General features: G+C 57.9%; 13 protein-coding genes. 10 read left to right on the top strand and 3 right to left on the bottom strand.

Features of this window, described 5'->3' with window-relative positions:
• Positions 1 to 121 precede the first annotated feature (121 nt).
• Positions 122 to 1,057: a TylF/MycF/NovP-related O-methyltransferase gene (locus AC0L3I_RS06730; RefSeq protein WP_473526376.1), complete on the top strand. Its 936-nt coding sequence runs from the start codon at positions 122 to 124 to the stop codon at positions 1,055 to 1,057.
• A gap of 16 nt (positions 1,058 to 1,073) precedes the next feature.
• Here AC0L3I_RS06730 and AC0L3I_RS06725 read toward each other — a convergent pair whose 3' ends face one another.
• Both AC0L3I_RS06725 and AC0L3I_RS06720 read right to left on the bottom strand, forming a co-directional pair.
• A complete protein-coding gene (locus tag AC0L3I_RS06725; RefSeq protein ID WP_473526507.1) occupies positions 1,074 to 1,571 on the bottom strand; it encodes a GSCFA domain-containing protein in 498 nt (165 codons plus the stop codon).
• A 141-nt stretch (positions 1,572 to 1,712) separates the two neighbouring features.
• Entirely contained in the window at positions 1,713 to 2,162 is a 450-nt protein-coding gene (locus AC0L3I_RS06720) for a hypothetical protein (protein ID WP_473526375.1), read from the bottom strand.
• A 147-nt stretch (positions 2,163 to 2,309) separates the two neighbouring features.
• Here AC0L3I_RS06720 and AC0L3I_RS06715 point away from each other — a divergent pair, with 147 nt between their 5' ends.
• The 7 genes from AC0L3I_RS06715 (at position 2,310) to AC0L3I_RS06685 (ending at position 10,369) form a co-directional block, all read left to right on the top strand.
• Complete coding sequence (locus AC0L3I_RS06715; protein WP_473526374.1) at positions 2,310 to 4,115, top strand: ABC transporter ATP-binding protein; 1,806 nt, start codon at positions 2,310 to 2,312, stop codon at positions 4,113 to 4,115.
• 6 nt (positions 4,116 to 4,121) lie between these two features.
• Entirely contained in the window at positions 4,122 to 5,300 is a 1,179-nt protein-coding gene (locus AC0L3I_RS06710) for a glycosyltransferase family 9 protein (protein WP_473484814.1), read from the top strand.
• Positions 5,301 to 5,308: 8 nt separating this feature from the next.
• The gene (locus AC0L3I_RS06705) at positions 5,309 to 6,496 is read left to right on the top strand and encodes a glycosyltransferase family 9 protein (protein WP_473526373.1); all 1,188 of its coding nucleotides are present in this window, start codon (positions 5,309 to 5,311) and stop codon (positions 6,494 to 6,496) included.
• Positions 6,486 to 7,658: a glycosyltransferase family 9 protein gene (locus AC0L3I_RS06700; RefSeq protein ID WP_473526372.1), complete on the top strand. Its 1,173-nt coding sequence runs from the start codon at positions 6,486 to 6,488 to the stop codon at positions 7,656 to 7,658. Before AC0L3I_RS06705 ends, AC0L3I_RS06700 begins: the two co-directional genes overlap by 11 nt.
• 190 nt (positions 7,659 to 7,848) lie before the next feature.
• Positions 7,849 to 8,883, top strand: a complete 1,035-nt coding sequence (locus AC0L3I_RS06695) for a hypothetical protein (RefSeq protein WP_473484820.1) — start codon at positions 7,849 to 7,851, stop codon at positions 8,881 to 8,883.
• A gap of 38 nt (positions 8,884 to 8,921) precedes the next feature.
• The gene (locus AC0L3I_RS06690) at positions 8,922 to 9,686 is read left to right on the top strand and encodes a sulfotransferase domain-containing protein (RefSeq protein WP_473484822.1); all 765 of its coding nucleotides are present in this window, start codon (positions 8,922 to 8,924) and stop codon (positions 9,684 to 9,686) included.
• A 107-nt stretch (positions 9,687 to 9,793) separates the two neighbouring features.
• Entirely contained in the window at positions 9,794 to 10,369 is a 576-nt protein-coding gene (locus tag AC0L3I_RS06685; protein ID WP_473526371.1) for a sulfotransferase family protein, read from the top strand.
• Positions 10,370 to 10,387: 18 nt separating this feature from the next.
• Here the strand turns inward: AC0L3I_RS06685 and AC0L3I_RS06680 are convergent, their stop codons facing one another.
• Positions 10,388 to 11,221 (bottom strand): sulfotransferase family protein, encoded by an 834-nt coding sequence (locus tag AC0L3I_RS06680; RefSeq protein WP_473526370.1) that lies wholly within the window; start codon positions 11,219 to 11,221, stop codon positions 10,388 to 10,390.
• A 79-nt stretch (positions 11,222 to 11,300) separates the two neighbouring features.
• Here AC0L3I_RS06680 and AC0L3I_RS06675 point away from each other — a divergent pair, with 79 nt between their 5' ends.
• Complete coding sequence (locus AC0L3I_RS06675) at positions 11,301 to 11,612, top strand: hypothetical protein (RefSeq protein ID WP_473484828.1); 312 nt, start codon at positions 11,301 to 11,303, stop codon at positions 11,610 to 11,612.
• Positions 11,613 to 11,801: 189 nt separating this feature from the next.
• A complete protein-coding gene (locus AC0L3I_RS06670; RefSeq protein ID WP_473484830.1) occupies positions 11,802 to 12,413 on the top strand; it encodes a sulfotransferase domain-containing protein in 612 nt (203 codons plus the stop codon).
• Positions 12,414 to 12,428: the final 15 nt, after the last annotated feature.

Below are 12,428 nucleotides of genomic sequence, written 5' to 3'. Positions count from 1 at the left end.
CATGCAAACATGTGATAATGAGACGCCGGTGCCATCAACTGCGCGCGCGGCGCGAGCCTGGCAGTGAGTTAACTCCGACAGCCCGGCAGGGATCGACTATTTCCTGATTAGGCCCAGGCACGTGACCCGTGATCTTGAGTCGCACCCCATGCGAGTTCCAACCTCGACGTTGCCTTATTACGGGCACCGGAAAGTGCTTTCTTGCGGCGCTCGAGAAGCCCATGTCCTTCAGCCGGAACTCGACTTCATTCCGCGTCTGATGCCGGCAGAGCTTTCGATTCCGCCCGTTTTTATGAACATACCGAAAATGCTGGTACCGATGAAATTGAGAGACGCGGCGCTTGCTGTTATTTCGAAAAAACGCAGAGGCGTGGCTTGGTATAAGGTCTCTCAGAAGAAGGCCGACAAATACGGCTTCTATGTTTATTCCAGTCATATGGTCTGGAAGGACCAGTCGTTTTTCCGAAAGGCGCTGCAGCGGGTCAAAAACATCCGCGGGATTCCTGATCCCCGGGCTTTCGTCCTGCAAAGCTGCTTGCGATCGATCGAGCGTATCGATGGCGATGTGGCCGAATGCGGCGTAAGGCAAGGCCGGTCGACGATATTCATGCTGATGAGCGATCTTCGGCCACGGCACTACCACCTTTTCGACTCGTTCGCTGGCCTCTCCGAACCAACCGCAGAGGATCGCAAGCTAAACGGCCGAACGCCATGGAAGTCCGGCAATCTCAGCACCGACGAGAAGGTAGCCAGAGAGAATGTTTCCGACTTCAGCAACACCACTTTTCATGTGGGATGGATACCAGACACTTTTTCCATCGTATCCGACCGGCGTTTCGCCCTGGTCCATATTGACGTCGATCTATACGAGCCGACACGTGACGCGCTTGCCTTCTTCTACGATCGGGTGTGCGCGAATGGCATGATCATTTGTGACGACTACGGCTCTGCGCTCTGTCCTGGAGCCCGAAAGGCCTTTGATCAATTCTTCGAAAGCCGCCCTGAAGGCATCATCGAACTCCCAACGGGGCAGGCGATTGTCGTAAAGGCAAGCTAGCGCTGAATGGCTGCGGCTACGGCGACGACGGAGCAAAGTATGCATTGAAGAACTGTTCAACGATCTCGTCGACGACCGATATCTTTACGTGCCGTAAGTCCTCTCTATAGCTACGAGCAAGGCCTCCATAGGTGACAAACTCGAACGAGGGAAGGTAATGGACATTGTCCCGTTCCCGGCAGACTTGACCAAGCACAGCCCGAAGAACGGATTTGCCTTCAGTGCTCGCGGTGACGATATCCGCGTCCTGAAACGTCCGAGCCAACGCAACCGGTGAGACTGTAAGAATTATCGGTGCATCGGGTTTGTGTTGACGGACCATGTCCACGGTGGCCATCACGTTGGCGTAGTTTTCCTGAAAGCTGCTGACGTGAAGCGTCGTTTCCTGCATCCCGCCTCCGCCACGATAGAGTGGTTTCTGTGCTGCTATTTTGCCACTGGCCTTGTTGATGAAGACCTCAGTCATTCCGAAAGTGAATATGAATGCCGTGGCTGCATCGAAGCCAACCCGCATCTCTCGGTTCATGCTCTCGATCACCTCTCTGAGAACTTGCGGAGATTTGGCGAAGATGCCGCGGCGGTACGGGTCCTGAAAGCAGATTGGGCCCCAAGGAGCACGTTTCTTGACCTGCCACCAGTCGTCATGGGCCTGATCCTACAACCCGAGCATTTTCTCGATCTGAAGCCGAACCGTGAAGGTGTTGTAGAAGTTCATATGCTCCTGCCGAGGCAGCTCATCTACAATGGCCTGTGCCGGGTCGAAGCTGATATTTTTATAAGACGGAACGCATGCGATCTGCCTGCTTGTCAATGCACGTCGAATTTCCTGCGCGAAGCAACTCCCCATCGTGAAGAATATGTCGTCAGAAGTGAATATTGAGGTTTTGCGGATTGTAATGGCGCCCGAACTGACAAAGTCGTCATACTTCGTGGTTGATTTGTTCGATGCCATCAAACGGATAGGTTTAATGTATCCAAGTTGGTGGCGGAGCCGAAGGTACTTTCGTCGAACTCGCTCTGGTAATGTCACAACAGCTCCATGATCTTCATAGCCGGCCGCCGACAGCAATGCCCGACATTTAGTCCGCTTCGTCGCCAGCCGCAATCAGGAGGATTCAAGATTGACTATAACTTCGAACGAAGTCAGACGTCAGGTACCAGTTTGGCGCATGTGTGACAGCGTCGAGAGAATTTCATGGATCGGCAGGAGCGAGGGTCGTCACAAAAACGATACATCGCATCGGGAAACGGAATGAGTGCAAAGAAACGAATTTCAGCGGCCCTGACGTATCCGCCGGTCAAGCGCCTGATCGTCGAAAACCTGCCACCGCATAAGACGCTGTATGTGACAGGTTTGCTGTGTTCGATCGCCGCTGCGGCGGCGACCGGCGCAACGGCTTGGATCATGAGTGTCATGGTCAATACCATTTATGTGGATCGGAACGCTGCCGCCGCATGGGGTATCAGCCTTGTGATTATCGGCATTTTCCTGATCAAAGGGATCGCTGACTACTGCCAGACTATTACGACGGGGAAGATTCGCCGGGCTATCGTTTCGGACCTTCAAAATCGGCAGTTTTCCCGAATGGTGCGTTTCGACATCGGCCGGTTCGCCAACCAGCATCCGGCGAAATTCGTCTCCAAGATCATGTTCAACGCGCGCGCCGGGGCCGCCGTTATTCTCACCCTCACAAGCAGCTCTGTCTCCGATGTGCTCAAGCTGATTGCCCTGGCAAGCGTCATGGTCAAGCAGGATCCGGTGATGTCGCTGATATCCGTGACGGTTCTACCGCTGCTGTTCCTATCGGTGGGCGCCATAACCAGGAAGCTCAAGGCGCTGGCAAGGGGTGAGACGGAGTTGGCTGCACTGGTCCAGTCGATCGGCACGGAAGCCGTCGAAGGCATCCGCACGATCAAGTCCTTCCAACTCGAAGACAAGGCAGCCGCCAGCTTCGCCAAGGCCGTCGGCAAGATGGAAAGGCGCGGCATCCAGATCAACCGGACATCGGCGTTGATGAGTCCATTGATGGAGACCGGCGGCGGTTTCATCATCGGCCTTTTCGTTATGTATGCCAGTTGGCAGACCCTCGGCAACGGCAAGACGCCGGGCGAATTCATGGGCTTCATAACCGCCTTTATGCTTGCCTATGAGCCCGTCAAGCGGCTCGCTCGGGTCAATGTCGACATCCAGAAGCAAATGGTGGCCGTCGAGCAGATGTATGATTTGATCGATACCCCCGAACAGCGACAACTCGCAACCGCGGGCGAGCATCTCACCGATGTCGAGGGCAGCATCCGTTTTGAAGATGTCGGCTTCACCTATGGCGGCAACAGCCCGGCGCTGCACGGTGTTTCCTTCGAGGTGCGACCTCGTGAGAAGCTGGCGATCGTCGGCCGCTCCGGCGCCGGCAAGACAACCATCGTCAATCTGATCCTGCGCCTGATGGAGCCGGACAGGGGCAGGATTCTTCTCGACGGAAAGGATATTTCGAAGATCAGCCTGGCCGACGTTCGCGACAATATCGCACTGGTGTCACAGGACGTCTTCCTGTTCGAAGGCTCGATCCGTGACAACATTCGTGACGGACGCCCGAACGCCTGCGATCGGGAGATCGAGTCCGCGGCGGACCTCGCCCGGGTCACCAGCTTTGCCTCTAACCTGGAAAACGGGCTCGACACGCTCGTCGGGCCGAGCGGTACCAATCTGTCGGGCGGGCAGAAACAACGCGTTGCCATCGCGCGCGCCCTGCTCAAAAATGCTCCGGTGATTGTCTACGATGAAGCAACATCCGCGCTCGACGGCGAAAACGAACGGGCGGTCATGGAGGCTGCGTTCGACGATGCATTTCAGCGCACGGTGATCTGCATTGCGCACAGGCTTTCAACCATCAAGGCGGCCGATCGTATTCTGGTATTTGACGCTGGCATGCTCGCGGAGTCCGGAACTCACGACGAGCTTGCCGAGCGCAGCGAAATCTATCGCTCGATCTTCCATCTGGAAGCGTCCGCTCCGATCGTCGAAGGCGGCAAAACGCTGCGGCAGAGCGTATCGCGCTGAAGGCCGATGACCAGTTTTTACCACGGTTCCTATATCCGGTACGTGATTGGGGGATTGGGCCTGCAGTTGCGCCGATACACAAAGGCCGTGCGCAGGCTGTTTACCGGCTCCAAACCTCGTTCCGTTCTCGAGCAGCAGGCCAAGGTCGACGCGCTGATCGCGCGCCGGGACTGGACAGGGCTTGAAGCAAGGACCAATGAAATGGCCATCATGGCCGATCGTGCCCGTGACCCGGAGCTGATGCAGAAGGCAGGCCAGGCGTTCGAACGGCTGGGCAAGTTCGCGCGGGCGGCCGAGCTTCGGCTTTCCGCTCACCGGCAACGAAAAGGGAAAGGTGCCAATGAGTGGACCGGAGAAGACCTCGGTGCGGATACACTGCTGATCGATCTTGTAGAGGATGATCCTCGCAGTCTTGGCCGGGTTATCCGCCATGCGCGACTGGCCGGCGCCGCCGCTGCATGTGCGCAAAGCGCGACAATTCGGGTCGAGCCGCGCCTCGTATCGCTTGTGCAGCGGACGTTCCCGAATGCGACCGTGGTTCCAGCGCAGCAGAATGTCGTTGGCGACAAATTTGCGACCTTCGAAAATCTCGCCTGGGTTTTCGGCCGCGATGCCGAAAGACTTGCCGCCGATTTCGTGCCGCTGCGGGCAGATCCTGAACTCGTCCAGACATTCCGCAAGCGCTATCGCTCGATGACGGATCTGCCATTGGTGGGTCTGTCCTGGGGCAGCAAATCACACACCAAGGACGTGCCTGATTTCCCCGAATGGGCACGGTTCATCGCCCGGACACACGCGACGTTCGTTTCCCTCCAGTACGGACAGATCAAGCCGGCGCTGCGGCGCCTGCGCAACGGCAATGACGCGCGCCTTATCTATGACGACAGTGTCGACCAGATGCTTGATATGGACCGTTTCGCCGCGCAGATCGCCGCGCTCGATGCCGTCGTAACGATCAGCAATACGGCGGCCCATCTGTCCGGAGCACTCGGCGTGCCGACCATTTTCCTGATCGACGACAATTTCCAGACAGCGTGGCCAGTGATTGGCGATCGAACGCCCTGGTATCCGAAGGGGCTCGTCATTCGCAAGGAAGGACGCCCGTGGCCGGTGGTGCTCGACGACGTCGGCCGGCGGCTCTCGTCAATCCTGACGGTGCGTTCGACGCCGTCTAGCGATAGTTGAGGGTCGCTGTGCCGAGCAGACGATCCATCCTTGAAAAGGCAAAAGCCGCCGACCTGCGCCCGCAAGGTGTTGACGGCAAGCGGCTGCAGAAGGTTCTCGATCGGGCGAAGAAGTTTTTCAGGCGTCCCTCGCGCCATACTGACGAAAGCGTCGAACGGCATATGAGCCAGATGGCGCAGAGTGTCGAGCGGCGTGACTGGCAGGCGGCCCGGGAACATGCGCTGGCACTCGGCCTGCTCGGTGAGCAGCTTGGCGATCCCGGGCTTGTCAAAAAAGCCGGGCGTGGACTGAGACGTCTTGGCGCTGGGAATCGTGCCTGGCAGTTGATCGCGTCGAGCAAGCAAGTGCCCGGCCGGCCCGAATGGGATGGCAGTGATCTTGCGGGTCGCAGGCTTGCCGTCGAGCGGCGCGAAGGCGATCTTGCAATCTTCTTCCAGTTCGCGTCGCTGCTTGGGCCGGTGGTCGCAGCTGCCGACCGATGCACCGTCTTCGTCGAGCCGCGACTCGCGCCACTTTATAGCAGAACATATCCTGGGCTCGATGTCAGGCTAGAAGGAGAAGGGGAGGTGGCGGCGACGGACGCCGACGTCTTCGCCTGCTTCGAGACACTGGCGAAGCACTTCTGGCCGGATGAGCCGACAGCACGCGCGCCCTTCCTCCCGTTGGAGCCGGACCGCCGACTGGTCGCCGAGCTACGCAGCACCTATCTCGCTCGTGGCCCGGGTCCTCTGATCGGCTTCGCCTGGGGAAGCCTGAACAAGGGCAAGGACCTGCCGGCTCTGGACGATTGGCGGGCGCTGCTCGGCGATCTGCCGGGACGCTTCATCAGTATGCAGTATGGCGATGTCGGGCCAGCGCTCGCCGAATTCGAACGTTGGGCGCCGGGACGCATCATCCATGACGCTTCCGTCGACCAGTTGTCGGATATGGACCGCTTTGCCGCGCAAATCGCGGCGCTCGATGCGGTGGTGACGATCAGCAACACCGGCGCCAATCTGGCGGGAGCGCTTGGCGTTCCGACTGTCATCATGCTCGACGATGGGTTTCGGCTGTCGTGGCCTGCCTTCGGCGAGACCGTAGCCACATATCCAAGCGTTCGACTGGTTCGAAAGGGCGGCCAGGCATGGGCGTCCGCAATGCAGGAAGCAGGTGGACGGGTTACGCAAATCATCGGTGGAGCTGGTGATGGCCGGTAGCCAACTCCTTCGCCGGTTCCGCCGCGGTGTCGCGCTTGCAGGCTATAGGTACAAGGTCTGGTTCCGTCGCCACCGGCGGCAGCTTTTCCTGCGCTGGCGTGATGGCGACATTGCCGATCAGATGGCGGATTATCGGCGAAGCATCGAGGCGCGCGATTGGTCGGCCGCACTGCCGAAAGCCCTGGCTCTGGGGTCGATTGCGAAGTCGCGGGGCGAGGTTCGCCTGCTCGACGAGCTTAGCAAGGCGCTGATGCGTATGGGCGCCTACGGCCCGGCGGCCGAGCTCAAGATCGCCCGGCGCCACATCGTTGAGGGCGGCGTCAACGGCGAGTGGCTCGGCCAGGATATCTCGAACCAGGTCCTGCTCGTCGATCTGATGGAGACCGAAAAGCAGGGTCTGGCCACCGCGATCCATCATGCGAGTTCCGTCGGCCGTGCGCTCGCCCGGGCCGCTCGTTTGATCGTCCTGGTCGAGCACCGGTTGGTACCGCTCTTTCAGCGGACATTTCCCGCCGCCGATGTGCGAGCTGTCGGTCCAGGGAACAAGGCCGCCTATGGCGAGGCCCAGGCCTTTGCGGGCGTTCAGCATCTGACGGCCATGTTCGAGACAGATGAGACCACGATCCGGGAGCATTTCGTTCCCCTGAAGCCGGATCCGGCGCGGGTCGCTGAACTTCGCGCCCGCTATCGGAAGGATGGCCGGCCGCTGGTCGGCGTCGCATGGGGCAGCTCCAATCCTGGCAAGGACCTGCCGCCACTTACGGCATGGCGCGGGCTTATCAGCCGTCCGGACCTCCGGTTCGTTTCGCTGCAATATGGCCAGGTCGCGTCCGACCTGAAGATCCTGACCGATGGCGAGCCCGCGCGTATTCTCCACGACGGATCAATCGACCAACTTGTCGATATGGATCTTTTCGCGGCGCAGGTTGCCGCGATGGACGCTGTGGTAACCATCAGCAATACCGGGGCGCATCTGGCCGGCGCGCTCGGCATCCCGTCGGTCTTCATTCTTGGCGATGGGTTCAAACGTTCCTGGCCGGTCGAGGGCGATCGCACACCCTACTATCCTTCCGCAGTGCTGGTCTCGAAACGGGAAAGGCCCTGGGCCGCGGTGATGGAAGACGCACAAAACCACATGGGCTCACTCATCAGCGCTGGTTGAATCCATCACGCAAGCCATCGCAAGTGTGCCAGGCAGGTCACAACCGGCGAAGTAGTCAAGCGTCTTTCTTGACGGCGAGAGCATTGTAAACTACCCGGCGGGCGGCCGTTCTGAATTTCACGGATAGAGGCGATGCATATCTTTGGGTAGGTCGAGAACCAAGGCGGCTTCTCCTGTCAGCGAAGGCTTTGTGCAGCGGCTCCTCGCGGCGTACCGGCTTGTGCATCCAGGAAATCTGTTCAAGCGCGGGCGTATCTACGCTCGCGGCAGGGCAGCGACGAGGACTGTCTACTTCGTCCCACACAACCGCAACAATGTTCGGCTGCTGGCTGACGCGGCAGAAATTCTGGGTGACCGCGGCATCCGCTGCGTGTTCGCGCATCTCGATGGATTGAAACGCGGCGGCGTAGCGCAACCTGAACTCAACGCCCGGGGAATATCGCATATCGGCTTTGCCGAGCTCGAGCGGATGATCAGACCCGGCGACATTCTGGTGACTGGAAATGACTATGCGCCGCAGTTCTTTAGGCGATTCATCGACTCCATCAACTTCGGCATGGTCCGTGTGGTCGGCCTGATCGGAGGTGCGCGACTGCTGCAGCCGCATCGATTTGTGAGAGCCGACTACATCCTGTCGATGGGACCAGCGGCGCTGCAGCAAAGACGACAGCCGACATACGTTGTCGGCTCCCCGGTCATTGAGCGTGCCGTCGGAAGCGCAGGCGCCAGGCACGATGAAGGGCTTTTTGTGCTGGTCAACTTCAAGGGGGATATCGAAGAGCCCGCAGATCGCCAAGCGATTGAAGCCGTGACAGCCGCATGCGCGAAACTCGGCCTTGCCTATGTCGTTAGCGTCCACCCCACGATGTTCGCAAAAGTCGATATGCCGAACAAATCGACCCTGGATTTCGCACAGTTGCTCCCGGACGCTCTGGCGCTCGTAACGCGCCCAAGCACCACTGTTTACGAAGCAATCGCCTGCGGCATTCCGGTGGTGCTGTTTCCGCTGGTTTCGCCCATGGTCGAGTTCGACAGGCCTATGGGCGCTTTCAAACCAACATTGTCGGAGCATGACCTTGTCGAGGATATCCGCGCTGCGGTCAGGTCAAGGCCGATTTATTTTGAGCAAAGCCGGGACTTCCTCAATGCCAATCTGTCGATTGATCCAAAGGTGCCGGCTTCGCAACGGATCGCCAATGCCTTAATCGATATTTACAATCGCTGATCTGCTCGATCAAAGTGCCCGCAATCGGAGTCCGCAAGTTGAGTTTGTTTTCCAACTTTTTTGCAAGAAAGCCGCCCCTGCTTGTCGTCTCGTTTCCCAAATCCGGGCGGACCTGGCTGCGAGTCATGCTTGACGATCTGGGCGTCGATGCGGCTTATACGCACGACGGTTCCGACCACAAGGATCTGCGTGACATTGCGCAGATCAGCCCCGACAAATCTCGCTACAAACGGCAGCGGCTTCTGTTCCTGACGCGAGACCCCCGCGACACTGCGGTGTCTGGATATTTTCAGGTCAACAAACGCCATGGGCTGGAAGCAGGCCCGATCGGCGATTGTATAAGAAGCCCCCAACACGGTGTCGAGAAGATTGCCCTTTTCAACCTGCAGTGGTTCGCAGCCGCAAGTCACATGCGAAAGATTGCGCTTCTGCGCTATGAAGATGTGCAGCGGGATACAAACGACGCATTGCGCAGCATCGGGAAATTTTTGGAGAAACCTTTTGAGGAGTCCCAGCTTGCCGATGTTGCCGTCAGCAGATCGTTCAAACGCATGCAGCAATCTGAAATCTCAGGAGAACTGGGTGCGCGCTATGGGGGGAGATTGCAACCGCGCAATCCTGACGACCCGGAAAGTTTCAAGGTTCGAAAAGGTAAGGTCGGCGGTTATTTGGACTACCTCAGCGCGGATGATGTAGCCTTTTGTGACAATGTGCTTGCGCGGCTCGATTACTGGAGGCGGCTCGATGAAGCCTTCCAGCGGCATGGCATATCTTATGTCGACGACAGGGCAGGTGTGAATTGATCCGATGCAAAGGCTTTGTCTGCGGATGCGGACATAGCGGCACCACGCTGATAGCGACGATTCTTGCTTCGCATGCCGATGTCTTTTTGCCATTCGAAGAAACCAACGTGTTTTTCAAATGGGCTCCACTTGCGCTGTATCGCTACTCGAAGCTGAAACGGGCGGCCATTGGGGCGGGCAAGTCGGTGCTGCTTGAAAAGACACCGCGTCATATCAGGCGTGTCGACCGGATACGACGCCTGGTGCCGGGCTCGAAGTTCGTGATGCCGGTACGCGATGGGCGCGATACCGTTGCTTCGCTGACCAGGCGGCTTGGCGATGCGACCGAGAGCCTGGATCGCTGGATTTCGGACAACACAATGGTGCTTGCCGAGCGCGGCAGCACGGACGTCCTGATTTACCGCTACGAAGATCTTGTCGATGACCCGGAAGCGACCATCGAAAAGATCTGCACCTTCCTGGGATTGTCGTTCGACCAGAGTTTGCTCGACTATCATCGGAGCCCGCAACGATGGTTCACACTTGACGCGCAACCCCAACATGCCGCGTTGCGCAACCAGCAGGTGAACCAGCCAATTTATGACGGCCGCGGCCGCTGGAAGACCGAACTGGGTCAGCAGGAATTGGTGGAGCTTACCGAGGGGCGTGGGAAACCCCTGATGCAGGCCTTCGGATACATTTAAGACCGCCGCGCGACCGCTTTACTCTGGAAGCGCGCGCGCATAGCCAAACTGATCGAAGTCGCGCTCATACGCACGATAGATGGTGTCCGCCAGTTCTGGCGTGAAATAGTCGGCAAGCCTGCGGCGCGAGGAGGTGTGCAGAGGTGGCATCGCCGCGCGTCGCACCTCGTCGCTCGCACCGACATGATCGAGAACCCGTTCGAAATCCTTTGCAAAAGTCTCGGTCTTGCCGATGAGGTCGAACGCAACGCCTGGAAGGTCGATGATGTCGCTTTGTCTCTGCCAATGCTTGTCGATGCGCCATGTGGAAGTCGTGCAGGCAAAGGCGACGAAATCTGCAAAGGACAGGCTCTTGTCAGCACCGACAGGCAGCGCCGGATCAGCCCTTTCGCGGTGGGCTAGATAGACCTCCACCCTGCCATAACCAGGCACTAGGGGACGGTCGCGATATTGGTCGGCCCAGCACGACAACAGCCTTGTATAGGGATTGCGAACGAAGGTAAATCGCAAGGCTTCGGGACTTGTGGCCATGCGATAGAACTGCACGACGCCATGGCGAGGCGCCTGCAGGTTCGACGCCTTTCGGTTGTGCACCTTCCAGTTCTGGTCGCTGCGCCACCCCGACACGGTGTCGTTGCCGATCATGGCTGCAAGGTTGCTGCGAATGCGGCTGCTCGCCGCCTTTGGCGTAGCCAGGTACAGGATCTTGAGTTGCGGGACTACGTCGATCAGGTCGTCAGGCAGATATGCGGTTTCCATGGCCCTGCGGTAAAAAGCCAGCGCCTCGGGATTGCACCAGCTCAACACCTGCTCGACAACCCGCCACCGGAGAGACCGCAGTTTGGGCCTCAACTGGCGTTCGATTCTCCTCAATCCATGAGCCTGCTTCGATTTCGGGACGGGAATCTCATATGACAGTTGGGGGGGGCTGGTGTTCATCCGCTGCTTCCTGTTGATTTCTAAATGCCTCACCTCTGGGAAAACCGCAAGCAACAGTGGACAATCGACCCAATCTGCCTTCGCCTCGCGTTGGTACGACTTCCTGATCTACCGCTACGAGGATCTGGTGACGACCCAAAGCCGTCGAGAGATCTGTACATTCCTGGGATTGTCGTTCGATCCAGTGTTGCGGGACCTCATCAGAATTCACAACAAAGATTTACAGTTGACGCGCACCCGCCGCCACGATTGGAAAGCGCTTAGGGACGAGGCGCGACAAAACATGTGGTTGCTCATTGGCTAAGTTTGATCGAGATCACCCGTCATGTCATAAGGCCCGGAAGCCGGGTCCTTAGCAGCCGGCAACTGATAGGGTGTTTGCGAGGTGATCATGAAATTACTGCGGTGGCTCAGGCCGAAGGCACAAGAAAACTCCAGTAATTTGGGCCTTTCCATTTCCTACCCAAAGTCAGGGCGGACGTGGTTAAGAGTCATGCTTGATCAGCTCGATGTCTGCCTAGATTATAGCCACGGCGGCAGCGCGTTCCACAGCAGATCCTTCCGCCCGGCCGAAGCTTTTTTGGGAAAACGGCCCTTGCTTTTTTTGCATCGCAATCCGATCGACACAACGATTTCCGGATATTTTCACGTCACCAAACGCGAAGCATGGCGCGACTTATTCCAAGGCGATTTGTCAAGCTTTGTACGAGACCCACGGTTTGGCATCGAAAGGACCCTCCGCTTCAATGCAATGTGGCTGGCGGCAATAAGCGAAAGGGATGATGTGTTGATCACACGCTACGAAACGCTCCACAGCGATGCCGTCTCCGAGCTTAGACGAATCGCAAAATGGTTGAAAGTAGAACCAGACGAGGAGAAAATTACGAAGGCAATTGACGCCGGTCGATTTGACTCCATGAAAAGCAAAGAGTCCTCGGGGCAATACGACGAGCGCTATGGGCATCGCTTAAGAACAGCAGACACAACCGATTCCGATAGCTTTAAAGTTAGACGAGGCCTGGTTGGCGGGTATAAGGATTACCTTACCGAAGAAGAAATTTTATACTGCCAAAAGATCATGGAAAGTTACGGTGTATCTTCCTAGAAATGAATAGTCTTC

This window comes from Mesorhizobium sp. WSM4840 (genome assembly GCF_055811755.1).
This window is presented reverse-complemented; position numbering and strand designations above follow the sequence as displayed.